Annotated in this window: 13 protein-coding genes and 1 pseudogene; 2 read left to right on the top strand and 12 right to left on the bottom strand. The window is 64.3% G+C overall.

The genetic code is table 11. From position 1 onward, the window contains the following. Positions 1 to 159: 159 nt before the first annotated feature. The 10 genes and pseudogenes from ACIPZ5_RS18015 to ACIPZ5_RS17970 all read right to left on the bottom strand — a co-directional run bounded on the left by ACIPZ5_RS18015 (position 160) and on the right by ACIPZ5_RS17970 (position 8,941). Positions 160 to 1,008 (bottom strand): Ku protein, encoded by an 849-nt coding sequence (locus ACIPZ5_RS18015; protein ID WP_400809920.1) that lies wholly within the window; start codon positions 1,006 to 1,008, stop codon positions 160 to 162. A 97-nt stretch (positions 1,009 to 1,105) separates the two neighbouring features. Next, a complete protein-coding gene (locus ACIPZ5_RS18010) occupies positions 1,106 to 1,696 on the bottom strand; it encodes a nucleosidase (protein ID WP_400809919.1) in 591 nt (196 codons plus the stop codon). Positions 1,697 to 1,747: 51 nt separating this feature from the next. Then, positions 1,748 to 2,905, bottom strand: coding sequence for a carboxylate-amine ligase (locus ACIPZ5_RS18005; protein WP_400809918.1), 1,158 nt, complete (start codon positions 2,903 to 2,905; stop codon positions 1,748 to 1,750). Positions 2,906 to 2,911: 6 nt separating this feature from the next. Continuing rightward, a complete protein-coding gene (locus ACIPZ5_RS18000; protein ID WP_400809917.1) occupies positions 2,912 to 3,865 on the bottom strand; it encodes a methyltransferase in 954 nt (317 codons plus the stop codon). Continuing rightward, positions 3,865 to 5,193, bottom strand: a complete 1,329-nt coding sequence (locus tag ACIPZ5_RS17995; protein WP_400809915.1) for an iron-containing redox enzyme family protein — start codon at positions 5,191 to 5,193, stop codon at positions 3,865 to 3,867. The genes ACIPZ5_RS18000 and ACIPZ5_RS17995 overlap by 1 nt, the downstream gene beginning before the upstream one ends. A gap of 18 nt (positions 5,194 to 5,211) precedes the next feature. Beyond that, a complete protein-coding gene (locus ACIPZ5_RS17990) occupies positions 5,212 to 5,409 on the bottom strand; it encodes a hypothetical protein (protein WP_261939967.1) in 198 nt (65 codons plus the stop codon). 62 nt (positions 5,410 to 5,471) lie between these two features. Then, positions 5,472 to 5,594 (bottom strand): annotated as a pseudogene (locus ACIPZ5_RS17985) (general stress protein); the annotation flags it as partial. A gap of 159 nt (positions 5,595 to 5,753) precedes the next feature. Then, positions 5,754 to 7,058 carry an NTP/NDP exchange transporter gene (locus tag ACIPZ5_RS17980; protein ID WP_400809913.1) on the bottom strand — a complete coding sequence of 435 codons (1,305 nt, stop codon included), beginning with the start codon at positions 7,056 to 7,058 and terminating at the stop codon, positions 5,754 to 5,756. A 4-nt stretch (positions 7,059 to 7,062) separates the two neighbouring features. Further along, positions 7,063 to 7,971 carry an aldo/keto reductase gene (locus ACIPZ5_RS17975; protein ID WP_400809912.1) on the bottom strand — a complete coding sequence of 303 codons (909 nt, stop codon included), beginning with the start codon at positions 7,969 to 7,971 and terminating at the stop codon, positions 7,063 to 7,065. 88 nt (positions 7,972 to 8,059) lie between these two features. Continuing rightward, positions 8,060 to 8,941 carry a Dyp-type peroxidase gene (locus ACIPZ5_RS17970; protein ID WP_400809911.1) on the bottom strand — a complete coding sequence of 294 codons (882 nt, stop codon included), beginning with the start codon at positions 8,939 to 8,941 and terminating at the stop codon, positions 8,060 to 8,062. Between the two features lie 193 nt (positions 8,942 to 9,134). On the opposite strand from ACIPZ5_RS17970, the gene ACIPZ5_RS17965 reads away from it, so the two are divergent. Continuing rightward, complete coding sequence (locus ACIPZ5_RS17965) at positions 9,135 to 10,022, top strand: bile acid:sodium symporter family protein (RefSeq protein ID WP_400809910.1); 888 nt, start codon at positions 9,135 to 9,137, stop codon at positions 10,020 to 10,022. Here the strand turns inward: ACIPZ5_RS17965 and ACIPZ5_RS17960 are convergent. After that, entirely contained in the window at positions 9,979 to 10,452 is a 474-nt protein-coding gene (locus ACIPZ5_RS17960; protein ID WP_103447428.1) for a sterol desaturase family protein, read from the bottom strand. The two genes, ACIPZ5_RS17965 and ACIPZ5_RS17960, sit on opposite strands and share 44 nt — an antisense overlap. Before the next feature lie 384 nt (positions 10,453 to 10,836). Between ACIPZ5_RS17960 and ACIPZ5_RS17955 the strand changes: the two genes are divergently transcribed. Next, complete coding sequence (locus ACIPZ5_RS17955; RefSeq protein WP_261939973.1) at positions 10,837 to 11,550, top strand: MgtC/SapB family protein; 714 nt, start codon at positions 10,837 to 10,839, stop codon at positions 11,548 to 11,550. Here ACIPZ5_RS17955 and dksA read toward each other — a convergent pair. After that, positions 11,547 to 11,954, bottom strand: coding sequence for an RNA polymerase-binding protein DksA (gene dksA, locus ACIPZ5_RS17950; RefSeq protein ID WP_261939974.1), 408 nt, complete (start codon positions 11,952 to 11,954; stop codon positions 11,547 to 11,549). The genes ACIPZ5_RS17955 and dksA overlap by 4 nt on opposite strands. Positions 11,955 to 11,999 lie beyond the last annotated feature (45 nt).

The raw sequence follows: 11,999 nt of genomic DNA, 5'->3' as shown, positions 1-11,999 counted from the left end.
GCCTTGAGATAGCATTGAACCTGTGGGAGCGGGTTCACCCGCGAAGAGGCCGGCACAAGCAGCACAAGCCCCACATGTTTCGCGAAAACTTCGATAGGCCACACCTGTGGGAGCGGCGGTTCGGCGCCCCGACTTGCCCGCGAAGAGGCCGCTACGGACTCAAGAAGCCTTGCGGGGGCGCTTGGTCACTTTCTTCTCGGGGGTGGCTTTGCTGGATGCCTTGCCACCCAGGCTGCGCTTGAGCAGCTCGGTAAGGTCGATGATATCGGCCCCCTTCTCGGTAGCCCCAGCCTCGGCTTTATCCACCACGGCGATCTTGCCCTTGCTGGCCTTTTCTTCCACCAGGTCCATGATGGTCTGGCGGAAGGCATCGTGGTACTCATCCGGCGCCCACGGCCCACTCATGTCCTCGACCAGCCGCTTGGCCATGTCCAGCTCGCGCTTGTCGGGCTTGCTCTCGGTCACGCTCTTGTCCAGCTCCAGGCTGTCCAGCCCGCGCACTTCCTCCGGCCAGCGCAGGGTGATCATCACCAGTGCATCCTCCAGCGGGCGCAACAGCGCCAGGTGCTGACGGGTATGCAGCACCACCGTGGCCAGCGCCACCTTGCCGGTGCTGGCCAGGGTTTCGCGCAGCAACGCGTAGACCTTGCCGCCGCGCTTGTCGGGGCTCAGGTAGTACGGCGTGTCGAAATGCTGCAGGGGAATGTCCGAGGCTTCGACGAACGAGAAGATATCGATGGTCTGGGTAGCTTCGGGGCGGGCCTTGCGAATCTCCTCTTCGCTGATCACCACGTAACGGCCCTTCTCGTACTCCACACCCTTGACGATGTTGTCCTTGTCGATGTCCTTGCCGGTGACCTTGTTGATCCGCTTGTAGCCCACCGGCTCCATGCTGCGCTTGTCGAGCCAGTCGAAGTCGACCCGCTCGGTGCGCACGGCGGTGTTCAGCGACACCGGGATATGGACCAGACCGAAACTGATCGCGCCTTTCCAGATAGCCCTGGCCATGACTGGCACCTCCCTAGCCCGAAGAGCGGGCCTCTAGGATTTCGAGATAGCCGCACATCAGAAGGTTTGCTCGGGAAGGCGCCGGCCCGACAGATGGTCAACCCGCCTCGGCGAACAACACCCGCTTGAAGGCCTCGGCCGCCAGATGCACCTGCACCGCCCAGTCATCGGCCGCGTCGCTGCCGGCGTCATCCGAGATGTACTTCAGGCACACGAACGGTATGCCTTCATCGCGGGCGATCAGCGCGAACACGTAGGCTTCCATGTCGACCACGTCATAAGGCGCGTCGCCATGGTTGATCTCGAAGCTGTCGCCACTGCCACAGGTTTCTACTGGCAGGCCGGGGATTGCCTGGCCATGCTCCAGCAGCACCGGGATGTCCGACAGTGGCGTCTGGTAACGGGCGAAGCCCAGCGGGGTGACGTCCATGTCGCGCTGCACGAAGCGTGTACAGCACACCACCTCGCCCTTGCCATGGCGCTGGCTGCCGGCCGAACCGAGGTTGACGATCAGCTTGGGGCGCCGCTGCTGGATAGCCTTGGTCAGGGCGATGGCGGCGTTGACCTTGCCAATGCCAGTGAACACGGTGTTCACATGGGCGAACACATCACCCGCTTCTGCCTCCAGGGCGAAGACGAACAGCGTATCGGCGAGGGAGATATCGGGGAATTGCTTGGTAAGCATCATGGCGCAGGTGGTCCGAATGGCTTGCGGTGGCGCTGCCATTTTCGGCATTCGCTACCTGATTGCAAGCCCCGCCGCCGTGACCGGCGTTGCCGCACCATCGCGGGTTTGCGCCAGCACCTGAGCGGTCACCGCGTGCAGCGCTTGAGCGGTAGTGGCGCCATTGGCCAGTGCCTGCTCCAGCACCGCCAGTTGGTGATCGGCACTGGTCCCCTGTTGCAGTATGTGTTGCGCGTGCCGGTACGAACGCTCAGCATCCACCGTGTCGGTCGGCCAGCGCGCTTGTAGCTGGCTGAGCCAGCCCAGTGCCGTGACCGGCTGCTGGTCATGCAGGCCGATGAATTCGGCGAAGCGGCCATGGCGCATGGCGCGCCAGTAGTTTTCCTGGGTAACCCAGCGCAGTTCGCGGTTCAGCGGGCCAGGGTCGTAATGGGGCTGCAGGTTGTGCTCCACCAAGTGGCGGAACAGGCCGGCCAGGCACAGCGCATCCTCGAGCACCGGGCAGGCATCACAGATGCGCAGTTCCACCGTGGGGAAACGCCGCGACGGCCTGATCGCCCACCAGAAATCCCCCTCCGTTGCCAATGAGCCCGTACGTTGCAGCAACGCCCGGTAGCGTTCATAGGCAGCCCAGTCGGGCAATGCCTCCGGCAACCCCATGTGTGGCCACTCGCCGCAGATTACCCGCCGGTAGCTCATGTAGCCGGTCGCCTGCCCGGCCCACATGGGCGATGAGGTACTCAGCACCAGCAGCAACGGCAACCAGTAGAGCAGACGGTTGATCAACTGCATGCGGTCGCAGCCCGGCGGCACACCTGCATGAATGTGCAGACCATTGAGCAGGCTGCGCCGGGCTACGTGCTGGTAATCGTCGAAAACCTGGCGATAGTGCGGCGACGGCCTGGCCTTCTGGCGCAACCAGGGCGCATTGGGGTGGCTGGCGGCGCAGTACAGGCCGACGCCCTCCTCGGCCAGGCTTGCGCTGAGGCGCTGACGGTAGTCGAGAAAGAACTGGCGGGCCTGGTACAGGTTGGTGAAAACCGGCGAGGCGATTTCGATCTGGCTGCAGAACATCTCTTCGGCAAAGTACTCGCCAACCACGTCGCGGCAACGGCGGACCACGGTTGGCGACGGGGTGATCAGCACCCGGCCACTGGCCAGATCCGTCAGCAGATACTCCTCTTCGGTGCCGAACGTACAAGGCCTGTACATACGGCGTCAGGCGCTACGGTTGACGATCAGCGATACCGCGGCGATGCGCTCGACCCGTTCATAGCCTGGCTCCTGCAACTGCTCGCCGAACACATCCGGGTCGATCTCGCGGTAGACCCAAGCCCACTCCGGGCCGGCCAGGCGCAGGCGAATGGCTTCGAGCAAGGCATCCTGGCCTTCGACGATGGCCACCCCGGTGTACAGCAGCAATGAGCCTCCTGGGCTCAAGCGCTCGCGGGCCTGTTCGACGATGCGCAGCGACAGTTCGGCGCCCAGCGCACCACCGCCGTGGCGATAGGTGCGCTCACCGGCATCGAGCATATAGGGCGGGTTGGCGACGATCAGGTCGAATGTGCCGCTGATGCCTTCAAGCAGGTCGCTCGGTTCGACCGACACATTGCTGACTCCGGCCAGCGCCGCATTGATGGCCGTGTAGCGCAGGGCCAGTGGGTTGATGTCGACGGCGCTGACTTGCGCATGTGGCGCCGCGCGGGCGATCACCAAGGCGCCGACGCCGCTGCCACAGCCGATATCGACCGCGTGCTGAACGCGGGTCGGGCTGCGCTGCAGGTGATCGTGAATGACCTGGGCGAAGCGGTAACTGTCGGGGCCGAAGAACACCGCATCGCTGGCCTCGGTGGGATAGGCCGAATGCACCAGCAACAGGTCGTTCAGGCTCGACCAGCGCACGCGGCTGCGCAGCCGGTCGCCCTCCTCGCTCAGCACCTGTGCGTGGCGCAGCTGCTCCAGTTCATCCAGCGAGATCAGCGAAGGCGAAAATGGCCGGCTCCAGCCGAACACATCGCGCAGGTTGCTGGCCTGCTCGGCGCCAGGCCGGGCGTTGTTGCGTGCCTGGGTAGCCGGTGTCACGCAAGTGAAGCGGTAGCCATCGGCGCGCAGGCGGCGGCCAAGCTGCAGCAAGGCCAAGTCGGCCTGTTCCTGTTGTGGGTTGAGCATCATCAGTGCGGGCCCTCCTGAGCCAGGCCGGTGGCGCGCAGGTAGGCACGGGTGGCGCGCAGCCCTTGAGGCTGGGCATGACGATTGCCGGCCATCTGGGCGATCAGGCTATCGATGCTTTCATCCAGCCCCTCGCTCTCTGGTGGGCCTTGCAAGGCTGGCAACCAGCTGCCGGGCAGGACGCGTTTTACAGGTGCCTGCCAGTCAGCGGCAATCCAGTCGTGCCAGAGCTGCTTTTCATAGGCATTGAACACACCGAACATGGGTGCACTCGGCCCTTCGATGAGCGACCACCAGCGGCTTTCGGCAGGGTTCTGCCCGCGCTTGATCCAGCCTTGGGCCTGCAGTGCCTGCAAGAACGCCGGCAATGCCGCCGGTTCGGCGAGCCACTGATTGACCGTGCGCTGCTGAAGACGGCAACGGTCGGCGTGCATGAACTGGCCGAAAGCGCGTTTGCGCTCAAGGGCTGACAGCAATTGGGCCTCAAGGTCGAAGCGGCTGATCAGGTCAGGCGCTGGGATGCCCAGATCATTGAGCCGATAGCCGTGGCGCACCCGGCGATAGAACACCTCTGGCGCCTGCTGCGGGCATAGCTGTTGTGCGGCGCGGATGGATTTTTGCGCATGGCCGCTGGCGGCATTGTCGATGGTCACGTGCAACTGAAAGTAATGGCCGTCGATGCCAAGCTCTGCCAGTTCATGGGTGGTGATCAGCAAGTGCAGTGGCGGCTGTTCATAGCCCAGGTTGTAACCGATCACCTCGGGCAGGAAGCTATCGCCGTACTGGCCCAGGGCAAGCTGCAAGGCGCCCTGCAGATAGCGTTCGTCATCCAGCGCAAGCGTGTCCAGGCAACCCAGTCGGCTCAGCAGGCGCTGGTAGATCAGCACGTGATTGCAGCGTGGGTCGCCGTCGCCCAGTTCTTCGAGGTAGGTGCGAATCAGGCCGTGGTAACGCGGGTCGTGCCAGTGGCGCAGGGTAGCGTGCAGCCAGGCACCATCCACGGCCTTGGTCGGTGCGACTTGCTGCAGGAACCAGAGGGCCTGCGAGCGGTTGGCAAAGTAGCGCCGTGGTGCCCCGTGGCGGCGCTGCTCCAGGTAGTGCGCATGGTCATGGGCAACCTGCGCCGCATGCCGGGCACTCCAATCATCGAGTTGCCCGATCGTATCGGGCAAGTCATCGGCCATGACGCTCGCCTCGGCCAACCGGGCCGCCAGCCATTGCCGACCATTGTGCTCATCCCCTGCCAAAAGCGCCTGATAGCGCCTGGCGAGGCTGTCATCGACAGCCAGGGCTGGCATCGGTGCCAGGGTGTCAGAGGTCATTGCCGTCATGCCTTGCTCCTTGTCCACTTACTGGCGCTGATTGTCCTGCGGCATGGGTTCCGGGTCTGGCGCAGGTTGTGGCGCGGGTTTTTCATCGTGCTGCTGCATCTGCACCGAAGGCTTGCTCGGGTCGCTGTCCTTGCCCGGGTGGTTGTTGTCTCTGTCGAAGCAGCCGCCAAGCAGGGTCAAGCTGCCCAGCAAAGCGATCAGGGGCGTCAGGCGCATGGAAAACCTCCTGTTCTGGTTGACTGCAGTGCCAGGTCGCCCCGGCACTGCATGTGCCTCACTTACGAACGGCCGCCCTTGCGGCCCGACTCAGTGCTGCTGCGGCCGCTGCCGGATTGCTGGCCGCCTTTGCGACCGGCCTCGGAGGCCTTCTCGCGATCATTGGCGAAGTTGCCAGGGTTCTTGTTGCCACCCTGGCTGCCGGTACGGCTGTTTTCTTTACTGGCCATGGTCTCTAACCTCTTGTGGCTTTCGAAGTGTGCACGGCGCTGCGCCGTACATAAGGTCGGAGTTCGGCGATATCGGGGGATTCGTTTTATTGCGACGGGTTCGGACCGGTGGCGTTAAATAAGCGGCGGTGGTTTATTTGGTGCGACAGCCGATTCGGCCTCGCGCTGGCGCCTGCCCAGCCACAGGCCGGTCAATGACCAGCCCAGGGCCAGCGCGGCACCGATGAGCATCGCCAGTTGGGGATGTTCGGCCAGCAGGTCCAGCCCGCGCTTGAGCCAGCCGCTCAGGGCATCGCCACCGCGGTACACCACAGTGTCGATGAAGTTCTTCGCTTTGTACTTGTCCTCGGCAGGCAAGACCGTGAACAACATCTCTCGCCCTGGGCGCACCAGCGCATATTCACCGGCCCGGCGCACCACCATCACCACCACGAACACGGCAAACACCGGCGCCAGGGCCAGCCACACGAACCCGGCAGCCATCACCAGCGGCACCGCGACCAGCAGCACGGCGACACCCATGCGCCTGGCCAGCCGACCGGTGAGAAACACCTGGGTGAGGATCGCCAGCGCCTGCACCACCGTATCGATCAGGCCGAATACCTGGGTCTGGCGCGTGCGGTCGGTGAAGGTTTCGCTGACGATGCGCGCCTGTTCGAAGTACAGGAAGGTACTGACACTGGCCAGCAGCACGACAAACAAGGCGACCGCCAGCAGATAGGGTGAGCGCAGCACGGCCGTCGCGCCGGCCAAGGGGTTGCCGCCCAACGGCCGCGAGGCTGGCTGCTCACTTGAAGCAGGCAACGGGTTGCGATCGCGCCACCTTTGCAGGTATGTGCATGCGAGCACACTGCCCACTAGAAACACCCCGGCAAGCAGTACCAGCCCGGCGTGCCCCAGCGGTGCAACCAGCAACGTGCCCAGGATTGGCCCGCTCAGGCCGCCGAGGCTGGCACCGGCGGCCAACAGGCCGAACAGGCGCTTGCCCTGCGCGGTGGAAAACAGGTCGGTCAGCACGCTCCAGGCCAGCGAGATTGTCAGCAGGTTGAACACTGACAGCCAGATGTAGAAGGCCCGGGCATTCCACAAATCCGCTGGATCAACCGCAAACAGCGCAGCGAACAGCAAGAGGTTGCTGGCGAAGAAACCATAGGTCCAGGGCAGGATATGCCGGCGACGAACCTTCGAGGCCAGCCAGCCGAACACAGGCAGGCAGGCCAGGGTGGCGATGAAGGTGCCAGTGAACAGCCATTGCAGGTTGTCGACGCCACCCGCCACACCCATGGTTTCGCGCACCGGGCGCAGCATGAAATAGCCAGTAAAGAGCAGGTAGAACAGCAACAGCCCGGCGATCACCGCAGGCCCCTCACCCGGCTGGATGTTCAGTGCCTGGTCGAGGCGCCTGCGCCAGTTGCTCATCGCGTCAGGCGAACTGCTTGATCAGCGCTTGCTGTTGCACCTGGCTGAGCAGGGGCTCATGCCCGGCCTTGAGCTGGTCTAGCTGGCGCTCCGGGCGCCCGGTCGCGGGAATGACCGTGGTCACGGCCGGATGACTGATGGCGAACTTGAGAAACAGCTGCGCCCAGCTGCCGATACCGGCCTCGGCGGCCCATGCCGGCAAGGCCTGGTCCTTGACCCTGGTAAACAGCCGGCCGTCGTCGAAGGCACGGTTGATCAGCACGGCGACGCCCTTGTCCTGGCACAACGGCAGCAGTTCGCGTGCCGCTTGCGGGGCATTCACCGAGTAGTTGATCTGGATGAAGTCCAGCGGCTCGCTGCGCACGATGCGCGCCACGTCTTCGTGGCCGCTGTTCAGGTAATGGGTGATACCGACGTAGCGGGCCTTGCCCTGCTGCTTGAGCTCGCGGGCATAAGGCAGTTGGGTCTGCCAGTCTCGCAGGTTGTGGATCTGCAGCAGGTCGACCTTGTCGGTGCGCAGGCTCTTGAGCGTGCCGGCCCATTGCGCCTGGGCTTCGGCCCGGCTGTCAGCGGCGATCTTGGTGGCGATGAAACATTGCCGGTGCCAGCCGCCCTCCTCCAGCAACTGCCCGAGAATGCGGTCGGCGCCGCCATAGTTGGGCGAGGTGTCGATGACCTTGCCGCCACCGTCGAAGAATGCCTTGAGCACCACCTTGAGCTGCTGGTATGCGGCGGAGCCGGCTTCGACTTCGAAGCTGCCGGAGGTGCCGGCGCCGATCACCGGCAAGGCCTCACCCGTCGAGGGGACCTTGCGCGTCAGCAACCCAGCAGAGCCGGCGGCATGTAGCCAGGGGCTGGCGGCCACAAGGCCCAAAGCCGCACCAGCGCGTAGGACATCGCGACGCTTGTACATGGCAAAGCTCCCGTCATAAGTCGGAAACTTTCAAGGCTAGCCGCTCTACCCTGCGCTGGCAGGTGATTCTGTATCTGGATGTTAGAGATCAGGCCTGCAGCAGCGCGCTCAGATCCAGACCTGCCTCGGCCATCGGTGGGCACCAGTAGTAGCCACCGGTCAGCGGCCGGCTGAAGCGGTACAGGCCGTCGATGATGCCGTCTTCCAGGCCGCTCATGCGCCGCAGTTGCACTTCGAAGGCATCGAAGCTGTGGCCCAGGGCGACGAACGCCAGGCCTGCGCCACGGCCATCGGCCCAGGCTACCGAGCGGCGCACCATGAAGGCTTCCGGTTCGAAACTTTCCTGGGCGGTACGCTTGACGTGGGCCGATGCTGGCGCGTCTTCGAGCTCTTCGTTGTCGCTCAGGCGGCGGCCGATGATGTTGTCCTGGTCGGCCTGGGGCAGTGACTTGAAGTATTCCAGGTCGTGCTTCCACAGCTGGAAGGCGGCGAAGCTGGAACCGGCCAGCCCCGGCTGCTCGCCGGCGACAATGGCGGCATCTACCGCATCCTGGTCCACCGGGTTCTCGGTGCCGTCTTCGTAACCGGTCAGGTCATGGCCACCGCGGTGCAGGAAACCATCGACACTGTCAGCCAGGCGCAGCGCCGGGGCCAGCGCTTGCTCCAGGGCCTGGGCCTGGAGCAACAGCTCGCCGCGCTCATTGCCGCGCAGCCAGAGCCACAGTGCGTGCTGGGTGCTCGGGTTTTCCACTGCCGCATCGAGTTGCGGGAATGCGCGCAGGCCAGGAATGTCACGGCCCAGGGCTTTCACCAAGGGGGCGCCGATGCCGAGGATGAGGTTCTGGCCATCCACCTGCGGCAGCAGTGCATCCAGTACGGCAGACAACGCCTCGGGCGACTGCAGGGCGAAGAACAGGTGACGGGCGTGGGCCGGCACGGGGGTGGCAAGCAGACCTTGCTGGAACGGCATGACGGGCTAATCCTCGGCAAAAGCGGGAATGCTACTGCGCCGGGGCGCCTACCGCAACGCGGCATGCAGGCGCAACGTGGCAAGGTGTGAGGCGCGCCCGGTAACAAACAGTTACCAAGTACTGGCGCATTGCAATTAGCCAGCCCACAAGGCCCACCTAGACTGCTTGCATCCTTTGCTCGAGTGCCTGCCCATGACCGCCTCTCCCTTGCTGACTGCGTTCCTCCCCCTGGCGCTGGGCATCATCATGCTCGGGCTTGGCCTGTCCCTGACCCTGGCTGACTTCGCCCGCGTGGTGAAATACCCGAAACCGGTGGTGATCGGCCTGTGCTGCCAGATTTTGCTGTTACCACTGGTGTGCTTCCTGATCGCCAACGGCTTTGGCCTGGAAGCGGCTCTGGCAGTCGGCCTGATGCTGCTGGCGGCGTCCCCCGGCGGCACCACTGCCAACCTGTTCAGCCACCTGGCCCACGGTGATGTGGCGTTGAATATCACCCTGACCGCAGTCAATTCGTTGATCGCGATCCTCACCATGCCGCTGCTGGTGAACCTGTCCCTGGCCTGGTTCATGGAATCGGACCAGGCCATTCCCTTGCAATTCGCCAAGGTCATGCAGGTGTTCGCCATCGTCCTGCTGCCGGTGGCCGTGGGCATGCTGATCCGCCACTGGGCGCCGCGCTTTGCCGCGCGCATGGAAAAACCGATGAAACTGGTGGCAGCGCTGTTCCTGGCATTCACCATCGTCCTGGCGCTGGCCAAGGACTGGCAGACCGTCGTCGACTATGCCCCGGTGGTGGGCCTGGCCGCCTTGCTGTTCAACCTGATCAGCCTGGCACTCGGCTACTGGGTGCCGCGCCTGCTGAACATTCCCAAGCCCCAGGCCATCGCCATCGGCATGGAAATCGGTATCCACAATGGCACCCTGGCCATCGCCCTGGCGTTGAGCCCAGCGCTGCTGAACAACGCCACCATGGCCGTGCCGGCCGCGCTGTACAGCCTGATCATGTTCTTTACCGCAGCCGCGTTCGGTTGGTGGGTCAGCCGCGGTCGCGTGGCACCCGCGCCTGCAACTGGCGCTTGAGCACCTTCAGCGGTGGCGCATAGAAAAAGCCGAACGACACGCTGCCGGTGCGGCCTTTCACGGCGTGGTGCAGCTGGTGGGCACGGTGCAGGCGCTTGAGGTAGCGGTTGACCGGCCGTGGCTTGCGCGGCCAGTGCCGGTGGAAGAAGCCGTCGTGGGCCAATACGTACAGCACCCCATACCCGGCCACGCCAGCGCCAACCCACTGCAATGGCGCATGGCCGGCCTTACCCAGGGCGATCAGCGCCGTGGCGATCAGGCCCAGCGCCACCAGGTACAGGTCGTTGGTTTCCAGCATGCCCAGCTGCGGCTCATGGTGCGAACGGTGCAGCCACCAGCCCCAGCCATGCATGATGTACTTGTGAGCTAGCGTGCCGACACCTTCCATGGCCACCAGGGTGCCGAGCAGCACGGCGAGATTGAACAGCATGTAACGGTCCGGGGTATGGCGGAGAATGGCGCAAGGGTACCGATTACCCAGGTTAATTTCCATGCAGGCGTGACCGGCTGTAGGGCATTTCCGGATGAATCCCTTGTCATGTTTTTACCCTTGACCCTGCGTGGGCGGCGGCGTAAGGTCCGCGACGCAATTTCGCATCCCTGAACAGGAGTCCTGCTTTGGACAGTAGCCCCAGTCGCTTGCGACAGGCCCACACGGCGAGCTAGTCCGGCAGCTACCTGCCACTGTCTCGCCATTAGCCAGACGGTGGAATTCCCCAGCCTTTGAAGGCTGTCCTCCTCTTTCCCTTTCGTGGTCCTGCGCATTTTCTGGTTATTCAACCGTGCGGGCGTGTGCCCGCGGAAGAGGTTTGCTATGGATTGGAAAGTCTTTTTGCTGCGCGTCGGCATTGCCCTGCTGCTTGGCGCCCTGATCGGTGCCGAGCGCCAACTGCGTCAGCGCCTGACCGGGCTGCGCACCAACGCCCTGGTCAGCACCGGTGCCTGCCTGTTTGTGCTGATGACCCAGGCGGTGCCCGGCATGGCCCCCAACGACGCCTCGCGGGTGGCCGCTTACGTGGTCTCGGGTATCGGGTTTCTCGGTGGCGGGGTAATCATGCGCGATGGCTTCAACGTGCGTGGCCTGAACACCGCCGCCACGCTCTGGTGCACCGCAGCGGTCGGTGTGCTGTGCAGCCTCGGGCTGCTGCTCGAGGCCTCGCTTGGCAGCCTGATGGTGCTGTGTGCCAACATCCTGCTGCGCGATATCGCCCAGCGCCTCGACCGCCAGGAGGTGCTGCCCGCCAACGAGGTCGAGCAACGGTTCGAGGTGCGCATCGTCTGCCGCGCCGAGGATGAAATCCAGGTGCGCAGCCTGATGCTGCACAGCCTGGGCGACCCGCAGCTGCGCCTGCAATCGCTGCACAGTGAAGACCTGGCCAACCCGGCCCGCCTGGAAGTGCGCGCAGAACTGCTCGGCAACCCCCAGGCACCGGCGCAGCTGGAGCGGCTGGTCGGTCGCGTGAGCCTGGAAAAAGGCGTCAGCTCGGTGCGCTGGCAGTTGCAGCCACAGGCATTGGCGGCGGACTAACGCTCGTCGCGCAGGTGCCGCTCCTTCTGCTCCTGGCGCTCCTTGGCTTCGATGCACAGCGTTGCCGTGGGGCGCAGCAGCAGACGGCGCAGGCCAATCGGCTCACCGGTTTCCTCGCACCAGCCATATTCACCGCGCGCCAGGCGCTCCAGCGCCTGGTCGATCTTGTCCAGCAGCTTCTTTTCCCGCTCCAGCGAGCGCAGCCGCCACTGCCGTTCCTCTTCGGCGCTGCCGATGTCGGCCGGGTCGCTGAGTACTTCCTGCTCGCGCAGGGCCTGGAACTCCAGGTCGATGCGGGCTTGCAGGTCGAAGCGCTGACCAAGCAGCAACGTGCGGAAAAATTGCTGTTGCACCTCGTTCATATAGGCTGCAGGCGCCTGGCGCAGCAGTTCCTCTTCAGTCATCAAGGCAGTCTCGCGTAGCTGGGAATCCATAAATGTTACGTTATA

It is taken from the genome of Pseudomonas sp. NPDC089428 (assembly GCF_044749325.1).
Classification (GTDB): domain Bacteria; phylum Pseudomonadota; class Gammaproteobacteria; order Pseudomonadales; family Pseudomonadaceae; genus Aquipseudomonas.
Note: the sequence above shows the minus strand (reverse complement) of the source record. Positions and strands in the feature narration are given on the sequence as shown.

What these genes read in the sequence shown, in the direction of transcription:
- ACIPZ5_RS17980 (WP_400809913.1), bottom strand. Translation starts at nt 7,058, where the DNA reads ATGAGCAACTGGCGCAGGCGCCTCGACCAGGCACTGAACATCCAGCCG.
- ACIPZ5_RS18000 (WP_400809917.1), bottom strand. Translation starts at nt 3,865, where the DNA reads ATGATGCTCAACCCACAACAGGAACAGGCCGACTTGGCCTTGCTGCAG.
- ACIPZ5_RS17990 (WP_261939967.1), bottom strand. Translation starts at nt 5,409, where the DNA reads ATGCGCCTGACGCCCCTGATCGCTTTGCTGGGCAGCTTGACCCTGCTT.
- ACIPZ5_RS17995 (WP_400809915.1), bottom strand. Translation starts at nt 5,193, where the DNA reads ATGACGGCAATGACCTCTGACACCCTGGCACCGATGCCAGCCCTGGCT.
- ACIPZ5_RS18010 (WP_400809919.1), bottom strand. Translation starts at nt 1,696, where the DNA reads ATGATGCTTACCAAGCAATTCCCCGATATCTCCCTCGCCGATACGCTG.
- dksA (WP_261939974.1), bottom strand. Translation starts at nt 11,954, where the DNA reads ATGACTGAAGAGGAACTGCTGCGCCAGGCGCCTGCAGCCTATATGAAC.
- ACIPZ5_RS17955 (WP_261939973.1), top strand. Translation starts at nt 10,837, where the DNA reads ATGGATTGGAAAGTCTTTTTGCTGCGCGTCGGCATTGCCCTGCTGCTT.
- ACIPZ5_RS18005 (WP_400809918.1), bottom strand. Translation starts at nt 2,905, where the DNA reads ATGTACAGGCCTTGTACGTTCGGCACCGAAGAGGAGTATCTGCTGACG.
- ACIPZ5_RS17975 (WP_400809912.1), bottom strand. Translation starts at nt 7,971, where the DNA reads ATGTACAAGCGTCGCGATGTCCTACGCGCTGGTGCGGCTTTGGGCCTT.
- ACIPZ5_RS18015 (WP_400809920.1), bottom strand. Translation starts at nt 1,008, where the DNA reads ATGGCCAGGGCTATCTGGAAAGGCGCGATCAGTTTCGGTCTGGTCCAT.
- ACIPZ5_RS17970 (WP_400809911.1), bottom strand. Translation starts at nt 8,941, where the DNA reads ATGCCGTTCCAGCAAGGTCTGCTTGCCACCCCCGTGCCGGCCCACGCC.
- ACIPZ5_RS17965 (WP_400809910.1), top strand. Translation starts at nt 9,135, where the DNA reads ATGACCGCCTCTCCCTTGCTGACTGCGTTCCTCCCCCTGGCGCTGGGC.
- ACIPZ5_RS17960 (WP_103447428.1), bottom strand. Translation starts at nt 10,452, where the DNA reads ATGCTGTTCAATCTCGCCGTGCTGCTCGGCACCCTGGTGGCCATGGAA.